At 68.4% G+C, this 22840-nt stretch carries 13 protein-coding genes; 7 read left to right on the top strand and 6 right to left on the bottom strand.

The features are described from left to right. Positions 1 to 204: 204 nt before the first annotated feature. Positions 205 to 2400 (top strand): Rossmann-fold NAD(P)-binding domain-containing protein, encoded by a 2196-nt coding sequence (locus IP92_RS08260; RefSeq protein ID WP_145874026.1) that lies wholly within the window; start codon positions 205 to 207, stop codon positions 2398 to 2400. Here IP92_RS08260 and IP92_RS08255 read toward each other — a convergent pair. Then, entirely contained in the window at positions 2397 to 4844 is a 2448-nt protein-coding gene (locus tag IP92_RS08255) for a glycoside hydrolase family 95 protein (RefSeq protein WP_199271881.1), read from the bottom strand. The two genes, IP92_RS08260 and IP92_RS08255, sit on opposite strands and share 4 nt — an antisense overlap. Before the next feature lie 359 nt (positions 4845 to 5203). On the opposite strand from IP92_RS08255, the gene IP92_RS08250 reads away from it, so the two are divergent. Next, positions 5204 to 7117 (top strand): TonB-dependent receptor, encoded by a 1914-nt coding sequence (locus tag IP92_RS08250; RefSeq protein WP_145874025.1) that lies wholly within the window; start codon positions 5204 to 5206, stop codon positions 7115 to 7117. 26 nt (positions 7118 to 7143) lie between these two features. Here IP92_RS08250 and IP92_RS08245 read toward each other — a convergent pair whose 3' ends face one another. Beyond that, positions 7144 to 7764, bottom strand: a complete 621-nt coding sequence (locus IP92_RS08245; protein ID WP_145874024.1) for a histidine phosphatase family protein — start codon at positions 7762 to 7764, stop codon at positions 7144 to 7146. Positions 7765 to 7902: 138 nt separating this feature from the next. Between IP92_RS08245 and IP92_RS08240 the strand changes: the two genes are divergently transcribed. Both IP92_RS08240 and IP92_RS08235 read left to right on the top strand, forming a co-directional pair. Then, on the top strand, positions 7903 to 10659 hold the full coding sequence (locus IP92_RS08240; RefSeq protein WP_145874023.1) for a glycosyl hydrolase 115 family protein: 2757 nt from the start codon (positions 7903 to 7905) through the stop codon (positions 10657 to 10659). 43 nt (positions 10660 to 10702) lie between these two features. Beyond that, positions 10703 to 11452 (top strand): SDR family oxidoreductase, encoded by a 750-nt coding sequence (locus tag IP92_RS08235; RefSeq protein WP_145874022.1) that lies wholly within the window; start codon positions 10703 to 10705, stop codon positions 11450 to 11452. Between the two features lie 144 nt (positions 11453 to 11596). Here IP92_RS08235 and galK read toward each other — a convergent pair whose 3' ends face one another. The 3 genes from galK to IP92_RS08220 all read right to left on the bottom strand — a co-directional run bounded on the left by galK (position 11597) and on the right by IP92_RS08220 (position 15691). Further along, positions 11597 to 12760, bottom strand: coding sequence for a galactokinase (galK, locus tag IP92_RS08230; protein WP_145874021.1), 1164 nt, complete (start codon positions 12758 to 12760; stop codon positions 11597 to 11599). A 12-nt stretch (positions 12761 to 12772) separates the two neighbouring features. After that, positions 12773 to 13810: a UDP-glucose--hexose-1-phosphate uridylyltransferase gene (locus IP92_RS08225; protein WP_145874020.1), complete on the bottom strand. Its 1038-nt coding sequence runs from the start codon at positions 13808 to 13810 to the stop codon at positions 12773 to 12775. A gap of 210 nt (positions 13811 to 14020) precedes the next feature. Then, positions 14021 to 15691, bottom strand: a complete 1671-nt coding sequence (locus IP92_RS08220; RefSeq protein ID WP_145874019.1) for a sodium:solute symporter family transporter — start codon at positions 15689 to 15691, stop codon at positions 14021 to 14023. Positions 15692 to 16214: 523 nt separating this feature from the next. Between IP92_RS08220 and IP92_RS08215 the strand changes: the two genes are divergently transcribed. After that, on the top strand, positions 16215 to 17198 hold the full coding sequence (locus IP92_RS08215; protein ID WP_443094144.1) for an IS1595 family transposase: 984 nt from the start codon (positions 16215 to 16217) through the stop codon (positions 17196 to 17198). A 118-nt stretch (positions 17199 to 17316) separates the two neighbouring features. On the opposite strand, the gene IP92_RS08210 is transcribed toward IP92_RS08215, so the two are convergent. After that, the gene (locus IP92_RS08210) at positions 17317 to 20928 is read right to left on the bottom strand and encodes a TonB-dependent receptor (protein ID WP_229418678.1); all 3612 of its coding nucleotides are present in this window, start codon (positions 20926 to 20928) and stop codon (positions 17317 to 17319) included. A 327-nt stretch (positions 20929 to 21255) separates the two neighbouring features. Here IP92_RS08210 and IP92_RS08205 point away from each other — a divergent pair, with 327 nt between their 5' ends. Next, entirely contained in the window at positions 21256 to 21843 is a 588-nt protein-coding gene (locus tag IP92_RS08205; RefSeq protein ID WP_145874018.1) for an RNA polymerase sigma factor, read from the top strand. Next, complete coding sequence (locus IP92_RS08200; RefSeq protein ID WP_145874017.1) at positions 21836 to 22825, top strand: FecR family protein; 990 nt, start codon at positions 21836 to 21838, stop codon at positions 22823 to 22825. Before IP92_RS08205 ends, IP92_RS08200 begins: the two co-directional genes overlap by 8 nt. The last annotated feature ends 15 nt before the right edge of the window (positions 22826 to 22840 follow it).

Here is a 22840-nt window from a genome sequence, read left to right as displayed (position 1 = left end):
TACTGCTGAGTCCGTGTCCCCTGGTGCCAGGCACCGGAGACACAAGCTCAACCGTATTACTGCTGAGTCCGTGTCCCCTCGTGCCAGGCACCAGGGGACACAAGCTCAGCCATTCGTAGGCCTTCATCCTCCCCGGAATTTGGATTACCATCGCCCTGGCGTCCCCGCACAAATCCAAAATAACAACCGCCCCGGAGGTGCTCCATGAACATTCCCGCGACCGCCCTGCCCGACACCCCGGATGCCGTCACAGCGCCGCCCTGGCCGGCGCCACGCCTGACGCGCACCGCTTTCCTTGCCGGCAGCCTGAACCTGTGCCTGTATCCCGTGGCGATGACGCTGGCCGGCAATGGTGTGCTGCTGGGGCTCGACCAGGCGCGTGAGACGTTGCTGGCGTTCGGCGAGAACGAGCGCGGGGCGGCCGATCCCGTCACGTCGCTCAGCTACGCGCTGTTCATCGTCGCCCTTGCGTACTGGGCGTTCGCCAGCTGGTATTGCGCCCGCCTGATGCTCGGCAAGCGCTTCCCGCGCGATCGCCTGCAGCCGTGCATCGATGCGCGCTTCGCCCATGCCGTCGCGACGTGGCTGCCGCGCGCGCTCGGGCTGCTCGGTGTCGTGCCGATCACGATCTACTTCGTGCTGGCCACGCCGTCGCCGCGCTACTGGCTGCCGCTGGCCGCGACGGCCGTGCTGTTCCTCGCATTCGTCGTGTTCCGCCGCCACCTGCCCACCGCGCACAAGGGATGGATGATGCGCGACGACGATCCCCACCCCCGCTTCGACACGCTCGGCCGCGGCGCCCTCGTCACCGTGCTCGTGATGTTCGCGATTTCGTTCGGCGTGATGCTGGCGACGATGACGGGCCGCGAGACGGCCGCGCGGGCGATCGGCTCGCCGGCGCTGGTGCTGATCGCGCTCGGCTCGTGGACGCTGTTCGGCAGCTTCGTCACCACCTACCTGCCGCGCAGTTTCGGCTGGCCGTCGCTGGCCTTGCTGCCGTTAGCGTTCGCATTCGTGTTCTCGTTCTTCAACGAGAACCACTACGTCGCCCAGCACGGCCCGGCGCGCGCGCCGGTGGCGCGGCCCGCGTTCCTGGCCGATATCGACGCCTGGGACAAGGCGCGCGGCGCACGCAGCGGCGATCCGATCTACCTCGTGGCGGCGGCCGGCGGCGCGTCCCGTTCCGCGTACTGGACCGGCGTCGTGCTGGCCAACCTGGAAAACCACGCCCGCCTGAACCAGCGGGAGTTCGCCCGCAATGTGTATGCCGTGAGCGGCGTTTCCGGCGGCAGCCTGGGGCTTGCCACGTTCGTCGCCGCGCTCGCGGCCGAGCAGGATGGCAAGGGCCAGCCGGGCGGCCCGTTGACGCCCCGCCCCGCCGACTTCCTGGCCAAGGATTTCCTCGCCCCGGCCGTCGCCCAGCTGCTGTACAGCGACACGATCGCCCGCTTCCTGCCGGTGCCGTGCATCGCCTGCGACCGCTCGCGCGGGCTCGAGGAAGCGTGGGCGCGCGACTGGCGCAAACTGACGGCGCAGCAACCCGCCTGGTTCACGGAACCGCTGGCGGCCAGCGGGCCGGCGCGCGTGCCGCGCATGATCTTCAACACGACGACCGTCGGCGACGGCCGCCTCGTCGTCCAGTCCGACCTGCATTTCGTGCCGACCGATGCCTACGACGTCTACGACCCCGCGCTCGACACGAACCGGCTGACGCGCGCCGGCGCCGTGCACAATTCGGCGCGCTTCACCTACGTGAGCCCGGCCGCGGCGATCCGGCTGGCGGGCGCCAAGGGCAAGTGGGACTACGTCGTCGATGGCGGCTACTTCGAGAATTCCGGTGTGACGGCATTGAACGCGATGGTGGCCGCGCTGCAGAGCGGCGACGACGCGCAGCGCCGGCTGGCCGAGAAGATCGTCGTCATCGTCATCGAGAACGACCCGGCCGGCACCGCGCAATGGCTGTGCGACGCGCATCCGACGGGCCAGCCGCACAGCGACCCGATCGCGATGGAGCTGACGGCACCGGCCTACGCGCTGTACCAGACCCGATCCGCGCGGGCCCACGCGCAGGAGGCCGAGGCCAACCGCCTGCTGGGCGGCTGCACGACGCACCGCCTGATCGAGCTGCGCTACCCGGAGACGACCAAGCGCGCGGACTTCGCCGACGGCATGTTCAACACGGCCCCGCCGATGAGCTGGTTCCTGAACGCGGCAAGCCGCCAGCGCATGGCGACGGTACTGTGCGGCGGCACGCCATCCGAACCGCGCGAGCTGCTGCGGCGCGAATGGCGCCGTGTGCTGAGCTTCATCGACGGCTCGGTACCGGCGCCCACGCCGCCGCGCCGCGACGCGTTCACGCCGGCCGACACGTCGCTGGCCTGCCCGGCGGCACAGACTTAAGCGCGCCGCGCAAGGTCGCCGTCGAGCCGCGCGCGGCCGGCGCCATCGAGCACGACGTCGACCAGACGCGCGCCGCTGCGCAGCCGCACCGACGCTCCCGGCCGGCCGCGCAGCGCCACGGCGCGCAGCCGGCCATCCGCCCACGTCACATCGAGTTCCACGCCGCCGCGTGCCCGCACGCCATTGAGCGCACCTTCCGGCCAGGCGCGCGGCAATGCCGGCAGCAGGCGGATCTCGCCACCCCACGACTGCACGATCATTTCCAGGATGCCGGCCGTGCCGCCGAAATTGCCGTCGATCTGGAACGGCGGGTGCGCGTCGAACATGTTCGGGTAGGTGCGCTCGGGTCCGAGCAGGCCAAGCAGGATCGCGTGCGCCCGCTCGCCATCGCCCAGCCGCGCCCACAGCGCCAGCCGCCATGCGGTGGCCCAGCCGGTCGACTTGTCGCCGCGCGTATCGAGCGTGACGCGCGCGGCAGCGGCCAGCGCGGGCGTGTCGCGCACGTTGATCTGCTCACTGGGATAGACGCCGTACAGGTGCGACACGTGCCGGTGCCGCTGCTCCGGCGCCCGCGCATCCCAGTCCTCCAGCCATTCCTGCAACTGTCCCTGGGCGCCGACGCGGTCCGGCGCGAGCCGCGCGCGCTTGTCCTCCAGCGTGGCCGCGAACGCCGCATCCGGCTCGCCCAGCAGCTTGTGGGCCGCGATGGTCCAGCCGAACAGGTCGCGCACGATCTGCCGGTCCATCGCCGGGCCGGCACACAGCGCGAAGCCCTTGCTGTGCTGGTTCTCCGGCGAGATCGACGGCGACGTGACGAGCCCACGCCCGCCCTGGTCATCGACCAGCGTATCGACAAAGAACAGCGCTGCACCCTGCAGCAGCGGCCAGATGCGGCGCAGGAAAGCGGCATCGGGCGCGTACTCGTAGTGGTCCCACAATGTCTTGCACAGCCACGCGCCGCCGCACGGCCACATGCCCCAGTTCGGGCCGTCGATCGGCGCGGCCGCGCGCCACAGGTCCGTGTTGTGGTGCGCCACCCAGCCGCGTGCGCGGTACATGCGCCATGCCGTCGCGGCGCCCGTCCGGGCCAGGTCCTCGACCATCCGCAGCAGCGGCTCGGTGCACTCGCCCAGGTTCGCCGCCTCGGCCGGCCAGTAGTTCATCTGCGTGTTGATGTTGATCGTGTACTTCGAACCCCACGGCGGATTGGTGCCCTCGTTCCACAGGCCCTGCAGGTTGGCGGGCTGGCTGCCGGGGCGCGACGACGACATCAACAGGTAGCGCGCGTACTGCACGTACAGTGCGGCCAGACCCGGATCCTCGGCCGTGCCGACCGCGGCGATGCGCGCATCCGTCGCCCGGGCAACCGGCGCCGCGCCAAGCCGGATCGACAGCCGGCGAAACAGCGCCTGGTGCCCCCGCACGTGGTCCGCCTTCAACCGCGCATACGGCTTGCCGCGCGCCGCCGCCGTTCGCGCCCGCACCGCCGCGACGGGGTCGCCGTCCACGTCCACGAAGCTGACGTAACTCGTCGCCGCGGCCACCAGCAACGTGACGTTCGTCCCGCCGCGCACGCGCAGGCGCTCGCCCTCGACCGCGATGGCGCCATCGCCCACAGCCAGCACGCGCACGGCATAGCGCAACGCGCCGGGGATGCCTTCCGCCGCTTCGTTGCGGCCTTCGATCAGCAGCGCGCCGGCGCCGTCGGGCTTGATCGACAGCGTCGCCGGCCGGGTGTCAAGCGCCAGCCCTTCCCGGTGATCCCACGGCACGCCGTTGGGCGTCTTCTCGCCATACTTGACGCGGCCCGGATGGCGATAGCCGATGCCCAGGTCGAGCGTACCGCCGGCCGCCTCGAAGCGTAGCACGATCACGTCGTCCGGCGCGCTGGCGAACGCTTCGCGCAGGTGGCGCACCCTGCCGTTGGCAAAACGCGTCGTCGCGATGGCCGTATCCAGGTCGAGCGTGCGGCGGTAGCCGGCCGCGCCGGACAGGCCATCCACGTCGATCAGTAAATCTCCCGCGGCACCATATGGCATCTGCTTGATCGGCCGGGCCATCAGCGCGGACGACGCCAGCGCCGTCGCCTCGGCGTAGTTGCCCGCATCGAGCAGCGCGCGTACCTTCGGCAGCGCGGCCATCGCGGCCGGATTGTTCGGATCGTACGGGCCACCGGCAAACAGCATGTCCTCGTTCAGTTGCAGGCGCTCCTGCGCCGCGCGGCCAAAGACCATCGCACCGAGCCGCCCATTCCCGACCGGCAGCGCCTCGACCCACGCGCCGGCCGGCTTGTCGTACCACAAGCTCAAGTCTTCGCGATCACCCTGCGCGCGCGCCACGGCGGTGGCGCCGGCAAGGCCGGGAAAGGCCAGCGCCAGGCCGGCGGAAACGGGAAAGCGGCGCAGGAACGCGCGGCGGCTTGGATGCGATGCGGTCGGTTTCAATGGGGTCTCCTGTGGGCGCTCGAGGCGGCGCGTGCGTCGAATCTAGCGGATGTGTTGGCCTCAAACCAATATCTTTTTTCACTGCCGCGATACGGGTTTCGATATCTCGACGCCAGTTTATTTGCGAATGCTTCTCATTTACTATATTCTTCCGTGCAATTTCATCTACGCACGCCACCATGACCGCCACCGTTTCCCTCCGTCCCCTCGCCCTCGCCGCCGCCCTCGTCTCCCTCCATGCCGCCGCGCAGGAGGCGGAGACGCGCCTGCCCACCGTCCACGTCACGGCCACCGCCCCGGACGACAACGCGTAGGTCGCCGAGCGGGCACGCGGCGGGCTGCTGGGCGAACGGGACGTGATGGACCTGCCGTTCAGCGTGACGGGCTACACGTCGCGCCGCATGCAGGACCAGCAAGCCGTCACGCTTGCCGAGGTGCTGGGCGCCGATCCATCCGCCCGCTTCACGGGCCAGATCGGCGGCGTGACGGATTCGTTCTTCCTGCGCGGCTTCCCGATCAACGAAGGCAACCTGTCGGAAGTGGCGCTCGACGGCGTGTACGGCGTCTCGCCGAACTACCACCTGTTCACCGAATACCTGGAGCGCGTGGAAGTGTTGAAAGGTCCCGCCGCGCTGCTTTACGGGATGGCGCCGAACAGCAGCGTGGGCGGCGTGATCAACGCGGTGCCGAAACGTTCGCTGGCCGCCGACCTGACGCGCATGACCTTCGACTACGCGCCGGACAGCCAGTTCGGCACTGCGCTCGACGTGAGCCGCCGCAGCGGCGCGTTCGGCCTGCGCTTCAACGGCCTGCACCGCCAGGGCGACACGCCGCTCGACAAGCAGGATGCCCGCGCCGACGTGGCCGCGCTGTCGCTGGACTGGCGCGGCGAGCGGCTGCGCGCGACGCTCGACGTCATCGAGCAGTACCAGAAGGTGAATGCGCCGACGCGGCCGTTCCTCGTGGCGGCGAACCTGCCGGTGCCCGCCGCGCCGGACGGCGGCCGCAACGTGACGCAGGACTGGGGCTGGTGGCGTTCGAACGACGTGTCGGCGCTCGGCCACGTCGAGTACGACATCGCCGCCAACGCCACCGTGTTCGGCGACCTGGGCGCCACGAAGTCGGACATCAGCCGCCTGTCCGAACAGACGCCGACGATCCTGAACGCGCGCGGCGACACGTCCGCCACGCCGATGCACTGGAAGTTCCAGATCAACCGCGCGGACGCGGACACGGGCGTGCGCGCCGCGGTTCGCATTGGTGCCACCGTCCACGCGCTGGTCGCCACGGTCAACGGCTATCACGACCGCATCGCCAACGCCAGCAATGCCGGCACGCCGGTGCTGTCGAACATCTATCAACCGGTAGCCATGCCGGCACAGGCGATCGCCGCGCCGCAGCGTGTGCCGAAGCTGTCCGAATCGACGCTGTCCGGCCTCGCGCTGGCCGACATGGCGACGTTGCCGGGTGGACGCGTGCTGGTGACGGTCGGCGTGCGGCGCCAGCGTGTCGCATCGGAGAACTTCAATGGGGCCACCGGCGCGCGCACGTCACGCTATGACGAGACGGCCGTGACGCCGCTGGCCGGCATCGTGTTCAAGGCCACGCCCGCCACGTCGGTGTACGCCAACTACATCGAAGGCCTGGCGAAGGGCGACATCGCGCCGAACACGTCGAGCAATGCGGGCCAGGTGTTCGCCCCCTACAAGACGAAGCAGTACGAAGCGGGCGTCAAGGCCGTGCGTGGCGACCTGCTGGCCACGGCCGCCGTATTCCAGATCACGAAGCCGAGCGGCCAGATGTACGGCACCGTGTACAGCGCCGACAGCGAACAGCGCAACCGCGGCCTGGAACTGGCGCTGTCCGGCACGGCGGTGGCGGGGGTGCGGCTGCTGGGCGGTGTGACATTGCTGGACGCCGAGCTGACCCGCACCAACAGCACCACGACATTGAACAAGCGCCCCCCGGGCGTGGCGAAGGCGCAGGCCAACGTGGGCGGCGAATGGGACGTGGGCGCGGTCACGCTAACGGGCGCCGTCACCTACACGGGCAAGCAGTACGTCAACCAGGCCAACACGCAATCCGTGCCGGCGTGGACGAAGGTGGACGTGGGCGCCCGGCTGCGCACCGTGATCGCCGGACGCCCCACGACCGTGCGCGCGGGCTTGATGAACGCGTTCGACAAGCGCTACTGGGGCGGCGTCGCCTCGTACGGCACGATCTCGCAGGCGGCGCCGCGCACGCTGCAGCTGTCGGCGGCGATCGATTTGTGACCGGTTGGCGGGGCGGTCCGGCTGCGCTACATGGCCCGCTTCGCATCCGCGTTGCGCGGCACGCCCAGCTTGCCGATCACCTTCAGGCTGCCGTCCGGCTGCGGCGCCGCCACCAGCATCTCCCCTTGCGCGATCTTTTCGCCGACAAGGGCGCGGATGTTGACGTCGTGCGTCACGAGCACGAGGTTGCCGGGTTCCTTGTACGATGCGACGTACTGCTGGACGTATTCGCGCACCTCCCCCAGCTTGCGATTGCGCGCGCCATCGTCGTCGTCCATCCCCGAGTTCAGCATCGCGATCGGGTCGGCGCGGGCAAACGCCAGCATCGCCGTGTCGATGCAGCGGCACCAGCGACTCGTCAGCACGGGGCCGACGGGGACGCCATGCGCGCGGATGGCGGTGCCGATGGCTTCAGCGTCGAGCCGCCCTTCGGCCGACAGGTTGCGCTGCGTCTTGCAGTCGTCCAGCTGGAAGCCGGGTGGATCGCCGGCGCCCGGCTCGGTGGCGGCATGCCGCACGAGCAGCACGTGGCGCCCGTCGCGCAGGCTGTTCCACAGCGCGTCGCCGTCGGAGCCAAAGGCCAGGCTTGGCAGCAGCACCGCCGCGGTGGCGATGGCGATGACGCAGCGGAAGATCGAACGTCGCATGATGTGCTCCTTTCGAATTGTCGTGGACACTACGTTACCGCCAATCGGCGTGGGCCGGAAGAATAATCGCTCAACAAGATGAGCGCTGGCGTGGTCATCGTGCCGCTAAGATAACGGCGGCCTTCCCCCTCATCCACGATGATCCGACTTCACCTCCGCCAGTTGTTGGCACTGCCCCTGTTTGCACTGACGCTGTTCACGCTGCCGGCGTTTTCCGCCGACTTCATGCTGTCCGGCGCCGCCGTGCTGGCCGAGGAGCACCCGACGATGCGGCTGGCCGCCGGCTTGCTGCGGCGCGACCTGGAGGCCGTCGGCGGCCAGCGGCCCGCGCTCGTGCAGGAACTCGACCAGTGCGGCACCGTCTGCATCGTCGTCGGCCGGCACGATGCACCGCTGCTGCGGCGGATCGCGCGCAGCGAGGGGCTCGACCTTGCCGCGCTGGACGGCCAGTGGGAACGGTATCTGCGCATCGGCATCGCGTCGCGCACACGGCCCGGCACGCGGCTGCTCGTCATCGCCGGGTCGGATGCGCGCGGCGCGGTGTATGGTGCCGTCGACCTGTCGCGCGAGCTGGGCGTTTCGGCCTGGGAATGGTGGGCGGACGTGCCTCCCGTGCGCCGCGCGCAGTTGTCGGTGCGGGGCGAGCGGATCGTCTCGGCCGCGCCGACGGTGCGCTATCGCGGCGTGTTCCTGAACGACGAGGACTGGGGCCTGCAACCGTGGGCGGCGCGCACCGATCCGAGCGGCGACATCGGGCCGGCCACCTACGCCCGCATCTTCGAACTGCTGTGGCGCCTGAAGGCCAACCTGATCTGGCCGGCGATGCACGACGTGACGCGGCCGTTCTACCAGGTGCCCGGCAATGCGCAGGTGGCGCGCGACTACGCGATCGTCGTCGGCACCTCGCATGCCGAGCCGATGATGCGCAATAACGTGCGCGAGTGGGATGCGCGGCGCGACGGGCCGTTCAACTTCTTCACGAACCGCACCGCGCTGGTGGACTACTGGCGGCGCCGCAACGATGAAACGCGCGGCAACGAGAACGTCTACACGATGGGCATCCGCGGCGTGCACGATTCGGCGATGGAGGGCGCCCGCACCCTCGACGAGGCGCGCGCCGGCTTGGCCGACGTGATCGCCGTCCAGCGCGAGCTGCTGGCGCAGGCCCACGGCAAGCCGCTGGCGCAAATCCCGCAGGCGCTGACCGTCTACAAGGAAGTGCTGGACATCTACAACAGCGGGCTGCGCGTGCCGGACGACATCACGCTGGTCTGGCCCGACGATAACTACGGCTACCTGCACCAGCTGGGCACGCCGCGCGAAGCGGCACGCCCGGGCGGTGCGGGGCTGTACTACCACGTCTCGTACTGGGGCCGGCCGCACGACTACCTGTGGCTGGCGACGACGGCGCCGGGGCTCGTCCGCGACCAGCTGCAGCGGGCACTGGCCACCGGCACCGACCGGATCTGGGTGCTGAACGTGGGCGACATCAAGCCGGCCGAATACCTGGCCCAGTACTTCCTCGACGCGGCGTTCGACGGCAAGGTGCTCGACCAGCCGACCACGCGGCACATGACGGCGTGGTATGCCGCGCAGTTCGGCCCCGAGCACGCCGCCGCGATCGCCGACGTGATGCGCGACTACTACGCGCTGGCCTGGGAGCGCCGCCCCGAATTCATGGGCTTTTCGCAAACGGAACCGACGACGCCGACACGGCAGACGGACTATTTGCAGTCCGGCGGCGAGGAAGCGGAACAGCGGCTGGCGCGCCACGAGGCACTGGTGCTGCGCGCCCAGGCGCTGGCCGCGTCGCTGCCGGCCCGCTACCAGGACGCGTTCTTCCAGCTGGTGCCGTACCCGGTGCGCGCCAGTGCGAACCTGAACGCGCGCATCCTGAAGCTGGACCTGGCGGCCCAGTATGCGCGGATGGGCCGGCCGTCGGCCGGGCACTACGCGCGGCAGGCACGCGGCGCGCAGGCCGCCATCGACGCGGATACCGCGCAGTACAACGCTCTCGCGGGCGGCAAGTGGCGCGGCATGATGGATGCGGCGCCGCGCCGCCTGCCCGTCTTCCAGCCGCCCGTGTTCCCGGAGTACGGCTTGCCTTCGCGCGGCGAATGCGGGCTCGCGTACCCGTCGCCGTTGTCGGCGTCGGGCGGCCAACTGGCGTTCACGCGGGGCGTTCCGGCGACGAAGACGCTGACCGTGATCCAGTACGGCGCGCAGGCGCTGCGCTGGACGGCGGCAAAGGTGCCGGCCGGGCTGCGGCTATCGCACGACGCGGGGCTGCTGGAGGCGGTCAACGGTTTCGAGCAGCGCATCGCCGTGACCTACGATGGCGGCGCGGCGGGCGGATTCGAGATCACGTGCGGCACCCAGCGATTGCTTGTGAAGGTGCAGGTGGCGCCGGCATCGAGCGAACGTGAGCGCATCGTCACGCTGCCGGCTACCGCGGCGTCCGGAACAGGCTGGAGCCCCGTCGAGATGGGCAGCTTCGGTACGGCGCTGCGGGCGGACCTGGACCTGCCGTCGCGCGACAGCCACGCCGGCGCACCGGTGCTGGCGTATGCCTTCATGACGCGCTCCGACGGCGCGGCACGGCTGAACATCGTCGCGGTGCCCGTGCATCCGCTGACGTCGGCCAACAGGCTGCGCATCGCCGTCGCGCTGGACGGCGCCGCACCTGTTACGCTCGACTTCACGACGCACGGCCGCAGCGACGAGTGGAAGCGGAACGTGCTGACCAACACGGCGGTGCGCACCCTGCCGCTGCCCGCACTGCCGCCGGGCGCGCACACGCTGCGCATCCATGCGCTCGATCCGGGCTTCGTGCTGGACCGGATCGACGTGGTGTTCGACGGCGCGCCGGTCTACTACGGCAGGCCACCGGACTGACGCGCGCTGGTACGATGGCGGCTGTCGACCGCCAGGAGATCGCATGAGCCAGAAAACCATCCTCGTCACCGGCGCCGGCCGGGGCATCGGCGCCGCCATCGCGCTGCTCGCCGCGCAGCGCGGCTACCGCGTCTGCATCAACTACCGCGCCGACGCCGATGCCGCGCACGGCCTCGTCGAACGCATCGCGGCGGCGGGCGGGACGGCGTGCGCGCTGCAAGCCGATGTCGCGGACGAAGCCCAGGTCGAAGCGCTGTTTGCCGCCGTCGACGCGCGCTACGGCCGGCTCGATGCGCTCGTCAACAACGCCGGCATCCTGGCACGGCAGACGCGCGTCGAGGACATCAGCGCCGCACGCATCAACGCCATCTTCGCCACCAACGTTACCGGCAGCTTCCTGTGCGCGCGCGAAGCGGTGCGGCGGATGTCGACGCGGCATGGCGGCAGCGGCGGCGCGATCGTCAACGTCTCGTCGCGCGCAGCGGTGCTGGGATCGCCGAACGAGTACGTCGATTACGCGGCATCGAAAGCGGCGCTCGATGCGCTGACGATCGGGCTGGCGAAGGAAGTGGCGGGCGAAGGGATCCGCGTCAACGGTGTGCGGCCAGGGCTGATCCTGACGGACATGCACGCCTCGGGTGGAGAACCCGGCCGCGTGGCGCGGCTGGCCCCATCGGTACCGCTGGGGCGCGGCGGTGAGCCGGCCGAGGTGGCCAATGCGGTGATGTGGCTGGTGTCGGACGAGGCATCGTACACGACGGGCACGGTGATCGACGTGTCCGGCGGGCGGTAGGCGCCGGAGGCACGCAAGGGACAGCCGAGCCCGTGTCCTTTTTCAGGGTTGACCCCATGGTGGACACGAGCTCGGCAGTGCTTACTGACCAGCTCGTGTCCTTCTGGGGTCTGACCCTAGAGGGACACGAGCTCGTCCGTGGCGTCAGCCGTTGACCACGCCGGCACCCGCCGAGGCGCGGCAGACGTAGATCGTCGCGCCCTGGCCGTCCGGGCCTGGGTATTCCTTCAGCACGGCGGCGCGCACCGGTTCGACGAGTGCTTCCGGCACCAGCGCGACGACGCAGCCGCCGAAGCCGCCGCCCGTCATCCGCACGCCGCCTTGCGTGCCGATCACCTGCTTGACGATGTCCACCAGCTGGTCGATCAGCGGAACGGTGATCTCGAAGTCGTCGCGCATCGATACGTGCGACGCCGCCATCAGCTCGCCCATCCGCGCCAGGTCGCCCTGCGCCAGCGCGTCGGCCGCTGCCAGCACGCGGGCGTTTTCCGTGACGACGTGCCGGGCGCGGCGCAGTGCCATCGCATCGAGCTCGCCGCCGCGCGCGTCCAGCATCTGCATGTCGACGTCGCGCAGCGCTGCGACGCCGAAGTGGCGCGCCACCTGTTCGCACTGGGCGCGGCGGGTGTTGTACTCGCTGTCGACGAGGCCGCGCTTGACGTTCGAGTTGAAGATCATGATCGCCGCGCCGGCCGGGATCGGTACCGGGCGCGTTTCCAGCGAGCGACAGTCGATCATCACGGCGTGGCCTTCCAGGCCCGTGGCCGAGATGATCTGGTCCATGTTGCCGCACTTGGTGCCGACGAAGTCGTTCTCGGCGCGCTGCGCGATCAGCGCGATGTCCACCGGCGACACGCCTTCAAAGCCGGGCAGCGTGGCGAACAGCCGGCCGACGGCCACGGACAGCGATGCGGACGACGACAGCCCCGCGCCCTGCGGCACGTTGCCGGAGACGACCATGTCCATGCCGCGCATCGGCAGGCCGCGTTCGACCAGCACGCGGATCACGCCGCGCACGTAGTTCGCCCACATCGGCTCCTTCAGGCGCTCGATCGGCGCGTCCAGCGCGAACTGGTCTTCCGCGTTGCCGTAGTCGGCGGCGACGATGCGCACGACCTGGTCGTCGCGGCGGCGCGCGCTGATCACCGTCTGGTAGTCGATCGCTGCCGGCAGCACGAAGCCGTCGTTGTAGTCGGTGTGTTCGCCGATCAGGTTCACGCGGCCGGGCGCCTGCACGACCAGCGTGGGCGCCGCGCCGAACGTGCTTTCGAAGACGGCCCGGGTTTTGGAAATCAACGATTCAGTCATTGCTTACTCTTGTTATGTGCGTTGGAGGTAATGGACGTCCGGTAGCGCGCGCAGCTTGTCGGCCGCCTGCTCTGGCGTCAGATCGCGCTGCGCCTCGGCCAGCATCTCGTAGCCGACCATGAACTTGCGCACCGTCGCCGAGCGCAGCAGCGGCGGATAGAAGTGCGCGTGCAGCTGCCACGGCGCGCGGTCGTTGTCATCATACGGCGCACCATGCCAGCCCATCGAATACGGGAACGACGTCTGGAACAGGTTGTCGTACTTCGTCGTCAGCAGTTTCAGCGCCTTGGCCAGGTCGGCGCGCTGCGGCGGCGTCAGGTCTTCCAGGCGCTTCACTTCGAAGCGCGGCAGCAGCAGCGTCTCGAACGGCCAGCTGGCCCAATACGGCACCACTGCCAGCCAGTGCTCCGTCTCGACAACCACGCGTTCGCGCGCCGCCGCTTCCTTCTCCACATAGTCGAGCAGCATCGGGCGGCCATGCTTGGCCATGTATTCGCGCTGCTGTACGTCTTCCTTCGCCGGCGAATTGGGCAGGAAGCTGTTGGCCCATACCTGGCCGTGCGGGTGCGGGTTCGAGCAGCCCATCGCGGCGCCCTTGTTCTCGAACACCTGCACCCAGCGGTACTTTGCGCCCAGCTCCGCGGCCTGCGCGCACCACGTGTCGATCACCTGTTCGATGGCCGGCAACGTCAGTTCCGGCAGCGACTTGCTGTGGTCCGGCGAGAAGCAGATCACGCGGCTCGTGCCGCGCGCGCCCATGTTCTGGAACAGCGGGTCGGTCGATGGCGGCGCGTCCGGCGTGTCGGGCAGCAGCGCCGCGAAGTCGTTGTCGAACACGAACGTGCCCTGGTAGTCGGGGTTCTTCTCGCCATTGACGCGGGTATTGCCGGCGCACAGATAGCACGTCGGATCGTGCGCGGGACGGGGCGAATTGTCGACCGCTTCCTGCTGGCCCTGCCATGGACGCTTGGCCCGGTGCGGCGACACCAGCACCCATTCCCCGATCAACGGGTTCAGGCGGCGGTGAGGATGGTCTGTGGGATTGAACATACGGCTCCTTGTTGTAAGACTGAACGGTCTCGTCGCGGCATAGGAGAGCAAACACGGGCCCGGCCCCCTTGCATGCGGGCCGGGCCGGCGTTTGCTCTACCGTGAGGAAAAGACCGGGCACGACCCGAATGATAGCGCCTTGAACGCCATCATGAAGGCCGCGCCGCGAGACGTGCGCGGGTCAGGCCGCGCGGTGAACGACGGCGGGGCTTACCACCACGCTCCATAGATGCCGGCAAGCAGCACGCAGATGACGACGGAACCCAGCGCGAACGCGCCGTCGACACGGAACAGGCTCGTGTCCACGTGCAGCGGCTTCGCCGTGGCCTTGCGCTCGCCCGTCTTGCTGATCACTACCATGCCGGCCACGACGACCCAGAACACGATGAACATGCGGTCGAGGAACGGAATCTCGTAGACGCCCGTGCCGTTGTCGACGGCAAAGCCGATCGGTGCCAGGAACGCCAGGTTCATCATGCCAGGCAGGAACTTCAAAATGATCGAGAACACGAGGCCGCCGATCGTCGCGAACATGGCCGCGGCCTGGGTGGTTTTCTTCCAGAAGAAGCCCAGCAGGAACATCGCCAGGATGCCCGGCGATACAAAGCCCGTGTATTCCTGGATGTAGGCGAAGCCGCCCTTCTTGTCGATGCCCATGAACGGCGCGATCAGCACGGCGATCGCGATGGCGGCCAGCACGGTCAGGCGGCCGATCCACACCATCTTCTGCTCGGTGGCGTTCTTGTTGAAGTGGTGCTTGTAGATGTCCAGCGTGAAGATCGTCGCGATACTGTTGGCCTTGCCGGCCAGCGAAGCGACGACGGCGGCCGTCAGTGCGGCAAACGCGATGCCCTTGATGCCGCTCGGCAGCATGGCCAGCAGGGTCGGGTAGGCGCGGTCCGGGTTCAGCTCGCCGCCGACGCGCATCGAATCGCCCAGCGCGCCGGACTTGTCCAGCGCGAACGCGGCGATACCGGGCAGCACGACGATGACGGGCATCAGCAGCTTCAGGAAGGCGGCGAACAGCAGGCCTTTGCGGGCCGTCTTCAGGTCCGCGCCCAGCGCGCGCTGCGTGATGTACTGGTTGCAGCCCCAGTAGTTCAGGTTGACGATCCACATGCCGCCGATCAACGTCGACAGGCCCGGCAGGTCCATGTAGTTCGGGTTATCGCGCGACAGCACCATGTCGAAGTGCTCGCCGGCCCGCACGAACAGCTCGCTCGCACCGGCCAACGAACCGTGCTTGCCGCCCAGCGCGGCCACGAGGTCCAGCGCGATCCACGTCGTGACGAGGCCGCCGACGACGAGGCACAGCACCTGGATCACGTCCGTATAACCGATCACCTTCATGCCGCCCAGCGTGATGATGGCGGCGAACACGGCGAGGAAGATCATGCACGCAAACACGTTCAGGCCCGCGACGCTGGAGATCGCCAGCGCGCCCAGGTACAGGATCGAAGTCAGGTTGACGACCACGTACAGGCCGAGCCAGAACAGCGCCATCGTCGTCGCCACGGCCTTGCCGTAGCGCTGCTCGAGGAACTGCGGCATCGTGTAGATCTTGTTCTTCAGGTAGACGGGCATGAAGAACACGGCGACGATGACGAGCGTGGCGGCGGCCATCAGCTCGTACACGGCGATCGCCATGCCGATCTTGTAGCCCGAGCCGCTCATGCCGATGAACTGCTCAGCGGAGATGTTCGAAGCGATCAGCGATGCGCCGATGGCCCACCACGTCAGCGAGCCTTCAGCCAGGAAGTAATCATGCGATGCCTGGCCGGAGGTGCCCTTCTTCTTGCGGTACACCCACAGGCCATAGCCGGAGATGACGACGAAGTAGAACAGGAAGACCAGTGTGTCGAGTGTTGAGAAATGGTTCATCGGAATGTGCTGTGAGTGTGTCTCTGATAATAGGACGGCCGTGTGCGGCGCCCTGCTTCTTTTATTGACCCCGGCGTGCGCCGGCGCCATTCCCCATGCGGCGACAGAATGCACCAGCCAGCACACCCATCGACGATCGCGTCACGAAACAATCACCAAGTTGATTGCTTTTGATCTTTGTTGCGATAGCGCTAACTATAGCATGCAAGATTACAATCAAGACACAAAAAAGAGGTAACCGGCAGACGTTTGAAGTCGATTTCAGGCCGTCGAGATGTAAAACTACTACGCAGCCCGCGCTGGAAATGGCCTGCCCCAAATGTTGCTCAGAATCGGGGTCTGACGCCGATTTTTGGAAATATTGCTTCAAAACAGGGGTTTGCTCCCGGTTTTCCCCAATAAAAGGGCGCTGTTCGCGCAAAGTCGGGGAACTTCTTCCGCTCAATGCTGTCTGACCTGTTGTTGAGGTACCTCATCGGGGTGCCGTCACTCTCTTCATCAGGAGGGCACAACCATGGGCGGGATGGAGGCGCAGTTCGACATTCTCACGCTGGACTTCCGCATGCTATTTGGGGCACTGGCGCAGTTGCCGTTGTCCCCAGACGAGGTGGCCTGCGTGCGCGAGTGGCTCGCGGCAATGGAAGCACCGGGCCGGTGCTGCCAGTTGATCGAGCAAATGAAAGGCCGGTCATCTTGCCCGCATTGCGGCAACGAGCGCTGCTACCGCTGCGGTCACGCCGATGGGCTGCAACGCTATCGGTGCCTTGTCTGCGGACGCAGTTTCAATGCGCTGACCGGGACGCCATTGGCGCGCTTGCGGCACCGCGACAAATGGCTGCCGTATCTGGAATGCCTGATCGATTCGCGCACGCTGCGAGCGTCGGCCGAACGGGTCGCGGTGGCGAAGTCCACCAGCTTTCGCTGGCGGCACCGCTTTCTTTCCGCCGTGCGTCGCGACCAGCCGCCGAAGCTACAGGGGATTGTCGAAGCGGATGAAACCTACGTGCTCGAATCCCAGAAGGGTTCGCGGCACCTGGATCGCCCGCCGCGCCGGCGTGGTGGAAGGGCGACCCGGCGTGGTGTCAACGACCAGCATGACTGCATCCTGGTGGCACGTGATCGCGGCAAGACGACGCATGAGTTTCATGCCGGCCGCGGCCAGTCCACTGCCGCGCGCCTGCTGCGCTACCTGAAATCCGTGTTGGCGAAGGACGCGCTGCTGGTCAGCGATGGCGCGCAGGCGTTTGCGTCATTCGCACGGCAGGCAAGCATCAGCCACGAGGCCATCAACGTGCGCAGTGGCGAACACGGGCACGGCGCCATTCACCTGAACGGCGTCAACGGCTGGCATGGCCGCTTCAAAACCTGGTTGCGGCGCTTCTGCGGCGTGGCCAGCCGCTACCTCGCCAATTATTCCGGCTGGCAGCGCGTACTCGACGACGGCAAGGCCACGGCGGCAGCACATTGGCTCAGGCTGGCGGTAGCGCCGGAGCAACGTCAGAGGTGACAGCATTCCCAGCAAAAGGTTTCGTGGCCCCCGTCAAGCGGACTTAATGCGAACAGCGCCAAAAAAAGCGCGGCCAGCGGCCGCGCGAAAAACCCGACGGGCGGGCGGAGATGTCGTGTTACAGGTTCCGGTAGATCAGTCCCACCGTGACGCGCCGTCCCGCATACGCGTAGTTCTGCAGGTTCGGCGTGCCGTCCGCGTACGCGCTCGACGCGATGCTGTTGGTCTGCGTCTGGTTCGACAGGTTGCGCCCTTCGACGAACAGCTCCAGGCTCGGCGTCCATTTGTACGACAGCCGCGCGTCGATGAAGCGGGTGGCGTCCTTGACGTTCGCCGTGCCCGGGTTCCACGGCAGCGCCGTCGACGCGTTCACGTTGAATGCGGGGTACGAGTTCAGGCCCGTGCCCGTGCCGCCGCACGGCGCCGTGCAGCCGTAGATCGACGCCACCGCCTGCACCGCGACGCGCGCGGCCAGCCGGCCGTCGTCGTACCACAGGGCCAGGTTGTACGAGTACTTCGGTTCGCCCGACTGCGGCTGCGCGGCGCCCGTCAGCGGGTCGATCATCGCCTGCTCCATTTTGGATTTCTGGCGCGTGTAGTTCGCGTCGATGCCCGTGTAGCGCAGGTACCACGGCAGGAACGTGAACGCCGTGCGCGCCGAGAACTCGACGCCCGTGCGGGTGGCCGGCGGGCCGTTCGTGTACGTCGTGTAGTCGAACAGGATGTCGGACAGCGGCTCGCCCGTCACCGGGTTGACGGCGTCCGAGCCGCTGAACAGCGCCACGTCGTACACGCCGGTCGTCTTGTTCGGGCCGATCCGCCCTTCCTGCCGGTAGGCCGACGCCGTGAACATCGTGTCGCGGTTCGGGTACCACTCGACCGACAGGTTCTGGTTGAAATTGCTCTGTCCTTGCAGGCCCGGGTTGCCCACCGTATTACAGGACAGGTCGCCGTCGTCGCCCGCCACGCCGCCCGTCTCCCGTTCGTCGTACGTGCAGGTGCCGGCGGCCAGCAGCCGCGAGACAGGCGGCAGCGCCACCGTCTTCGCGGCGTTATAGCGCAGCACCAGTTGATTCGGCATCAGCCACAGGCCCACGTTATAGCTGGGCAGGAAGACGTGGCTCTTCGCGTCGATCGTCGTATTCTGCGTTACGGCATTGGTGACGATGCCGGCAGCGGCGTCCGGGTTGGCCGGGTCGAACGCCGGCGTCTTCGTGATCGTGCGGAACGTCATGCTGCCCGTGCCGGTCACCGTGCGGCGCACGTAGCGGTAGCCGAAATTGCCGTCCACCTCCCAGCCGAACGGCAGCGCGCGGTTCGTGAACGGCAGCGTGTCGAAGCCGAAGTCCGTCATGATGTAGAACGCCTCGGTGCGCTCGCGCACCCGCGACACCGGCTGGGCATATACCTTGCCGTCGCTGCCCAGGCACTCCTTCATGCAGTGGTAGTCGTAGTTCGGCAGCTTCAGGAGGTCGATCACCTTCTGCACGTCGATCTGGTTCCAGTTGCCCAGCATATTGGCGGGCCGGCCCGATGCGCCGTTGAACAGCTGCGTGGCCGTCGCCGGCGACGTCATCACGGTGCCCAGCAGGTTCTGGAAGTCCTGCATCGGCAGCACGTAAGTGCCGGACAGCGACGGGCTGGCCGACGGCGTGAAGCCGTAACGGCAGGCGTTGGCCGTGCCGATCGAGCCCGGCGTGTCCTGGCAGCCGCGGATCACGTCGCGCACGTCGTTGCTCGGCACCGTGATCGCCGGGCTGTAGTTCGGCTGCCCCTCGGTGCCCTGCGCGGTGCGCACCGTGTAACCCCCGCCGCCCCACGAATCGCGGCCCTCCCGGCGCACGTTGAAACCCGCCTTGATGTATTTGAAAACGGGGATCTTGTCCGGCAGCGCATATGACAGGTCCAGCTTCGCCGTCTGCTCCTCCTGCTCGCGCATCAGCGGGCTTTGCCAGCGCAGCGTCGTGTCGCTCGTCGTCACGGGCATCGCCGGGTCGGTGCTGGTCACCGTGCGGTTGTAGTTGGCGGGGTTGCCGTTGTCGGGCGCCCCGCCGTTCGGGAACGTGTAGCCCCAGGTGCCGTTCGGCCCCACGGTCGCCGTCGCCGCGCCGTAGTCGAAGCCGACCGACCAGCGCGCATTGGCGCGGCGGAAGTCCGACTTCGATGCGCCGACCAGCAGCTCCGCCGTCCACGCATCGCGCTTGAACGTGCCGCCGAACTGCAGGTATTTCGTGTTCTCCTCCATCAGGTTGCGGATCTGGTCCGTGCCGGCGCCGCCGTTGTCCAGTGCGAAGCTGGTGAGATGATGGGTGCCGTCGACGACCGCGCTGGCCGGATTGAAGTTGACGGCGGCGCCCTGCACGACGCCGGCGCCGGAAGCGCCCAGCCCATAGCTGTTCGGCAGCGTGTAGTAGCCCGGCATGGCGACGCGCCGCCCGCCCGCATCCGTGTAGCTGCCGGTGGCGTTGACGGCCACCTGGCCCAGGTTGTACGTCATGTAGTTGTCGTCGATCGTGCGTCGGGTCACGGAGCCCTTCGCGTACACGGTGAGATCGTTGTTCACCTTGAAGTCGGCGCGCAGGTTCAGGTTCTTGCGCTCGTCGATCTGGCGCTTGACGAAGTAGCGCAGCAGCTGCGGGCTGTAGTCGTTCCACTGGTTCAGGCACGTCAGCAGCTCGTTGCCGCGCTGGTCGATCGCCTTGTTGATGTTCGACGCGGACAGCCCGGCCAGCGCCGCCGACGCCTTGGTGAACTGCGGGAACGCGCTGAAGCAATCCTGCTTGGTTTGCGCCGCCGCAGCCCGCTGCAGCAGATCCACCGGCGTGGCGCCGGCGAAGATGACGCGGCCGCTGGCGTCCGCGAACGTGGCCGTCGGCTGCGTCGCCGCCGGGTTCGACATGTCCAGCGCGCCGGGCTGGAACGTGAACGTCTTCTCCGGCGAATTGTCGATGTCCACGTAGCGCCCATAGCCGTTCTGGCCGTTGCCGGACGTCTGGAACTGGTGCGCCTCGTTGTCCAGCTTCTGGTACGACGCATTGACGACGATGCCCAGCCGCCCGCTCGCGAACTGGCGCGCGCCGATCAGGCTCAGGTCCGGCGTCCACTTCTCGTTCAGGCTGTGCTGCGTGGCGGACGTGCGCACGGACAGGTAAGGCTCCTTGAAATCGAGGCCCGTGCGGGTCTGGATGCGGATACCGCCGCCCAGCGAGCCTTCCACCATGTCGGCCGTCTGGCCCTTGATCACGTCGACGCTCTTGATCAGGTCCGCCGACAGCGCGCGGAACTCGACGCCGCGCCCGTCGCCGCCGCCGTTCAGGTCCGAGCCGCCGGCGGACTGCACCGACATGCCGTCCAGCTCCACCCGCGTCAGCCCCGGCCCGTTGCCCCGCACGGACAGGCTGACGCCCTCGCCGTATTCGCCGCGGTCGATCGCCACACCGGCCATTCGCGAGATCGCCTCGCCGATATTCCGGTCCGGCAGCGAGCCCACGTCCTCGGCCACGATCGAATCCATCGCCGTCGCCGCGTTCTTCTTGCGGTCGATCGACGATTGCTGCGAACGCCGGGTGGACACGACCACCTTGGCGACGGCGCCGTCGTCCGCCGTGGCGGTCGCGGCAGGGGGCGTGGTCTGCTGCGCCAGCGCCGGGCCGGCCATCATCGATACCAGGGCCAGCGACACGGCGCGCGCCGCGGCCGTGGGCTGGGGAATGCTTGCTCTCTTCTTCATCGTGGTCTCCGTCTCGTCGTTGTGCGGGCATGTGGGCTGCCCTACCCGAATGACGAGCCGGCCGCACGCGTTCCGCCGGCCCCGCCGCAAACAATCACGTCACTTGAGCGGAACGCGCCGCCCGCGCCAAATAGTCAGGAAGACGATCGGGGCGCCGTTGAGCGCCGCGCTCGATGCGTGTATATATGCAAACACTATTGACACGCCTGCGCCGATCCCGTGGACGATCCCTTGGACGAGTGCGGGCGACCGAGGAGGAGACATGAACGAGTCACCGGCCGGCCAGGAACGGGGTGCGCTGCACCGCGCCCATGTGGGGAGGCAGCGATGAACGGCCCGCTCGATCCCGCCCTCGTCGCCTGGGTCAGTGCGCACGTGATACCTTATGAAGCCGAGCTGCGCGCGCGGCTGCGGCGCCTGTGCGCCGGCGACGCCGAAGTGGACGACCTGGTGCAGGACGTGTACTGCCGGATCCTGAAGCTGGAATCGGTGGCACACGTGCTGGAGCCGAAGGCGTTCCTGATGCAGATCGCGAAGAACATCCTGGTGGACCGGTTCCGGCGCGACGCCGTCGTGCAGATCGATGCCGTGGCCAGCCTCGATGAACTGGACGTGGCCGATCCCGGGCCGTCGCCGGAACGCGTCGCGCTGGCGCGGGCCGAACTGAAATGGGTGCTCGGGCTGGTGGCGAACCTGCCGGAGAGGTGCCGCGACGTGTTCAGCGCGCGCAAGATCGACGGCCTGTCGCAGCTCGAGACGGCACGCCGGCTGAACTTGACGGAAAACGTGGTGGAAAAGGAAATGATGAGAGGATTGAAACTGGTGGCGGAGATGGTGGCGCGGGTCGGGATCAGCGTCGGCACCGACCATGGCACCGACCCGGCACCGCGACCGGCCACGCGGCGCAATGTCTGACGTCGACGACCAGGCGCTGGCCTGGGTTGCGCGCGCGGCGGCGGGCCCGCTGGACGTCGCCGCGCGCGCCGAGTTCGAAGCGTGGTTTGCCGCCAGCCCGCGGCACCAGGGCGCCTACCTGCGCGCCAGCGCGATCGCCCATTCGCTCGACCAGGTCAAGGTGCAGGGCAGCCTGAAGCCGGCCGCTCCTGCTTCCCCTGCAGCCTCCTCTCCCGCTCTTCCATTGCATGCTCCCGCGCACGCACCGTCGCACCGCCGCCGCGCCATCGTGGCCGGCGGCGCACTGGCGGCCGGCCTGGCCGCGGTGGCCGTGATGGCGATCGGCCCGCGGCTGCCGGGACACACCGTGTTCGAGACGGCGCTGGGCGAGTTCCGCAAGGTGCGGCTGGCCGACCAGTCGGCCGTCAGCATCAACAGCGGCAGCGCCGTCGAAGTGCGCCTGTCGGATGCGCAGCGCCGCGTGATGCTGACGCGCGGCGAAGCGTGGTTCGAGGTCGCCAAGGACGCGGCGCGGCCGTTCATCGTCGAGGCGGGCGACGTGCGCGTGCGCGCCGTCGGTACCGCGTTTTCCGTGCGCCGCCACGCCCAGGGCGCGGACGTGCTGGTGACGGAAGGCGTCGTCGAGGTGTGGGCCAACCAGGGCACGACGCCAAAGAAGCGCGTGGCGGCGGGCGAACTGGCGCGCGTGTCGGACGCCGCCGAGATCGCCGTGGCCGCCGACCCGGCCGAGGTGGAACGCCGGCTCGCCTGGCGCGAGGGCCGGCTCGTGTTCCACAACGTGCCGCTGGCGGACGCGGTGGCCGATTTCAATCGCTACAATGCGCGCCAGCTCGTCGTTGCCGATCCGGCGCTGCGGATGAAGCCCCTGGTGGGGCGCTACCGCGTCGACCAGCCGGAGGAATTCGCCAACGACGTGCAGGCGCTGCTGCGCGTGCCCGTGGCGATCGGCGCGGACACGATCCGGATCGGCATCCGCCGCTGACACCCGCGGGCCGGG

Origin of the sequence: Pseudoduganella flava, from assembly GCF_007830495.1 — a bacterium.
Classification (GTDB): Bacteria; Pseudomonadota; Gammaproteobacteria; order Burkholderiales; family Burkholderiaceae_D; genus Rugamonas; species Rugamonas flava.
This window is presented reverse-complemented; position numbering and strand designations above follow the sequence as displayed.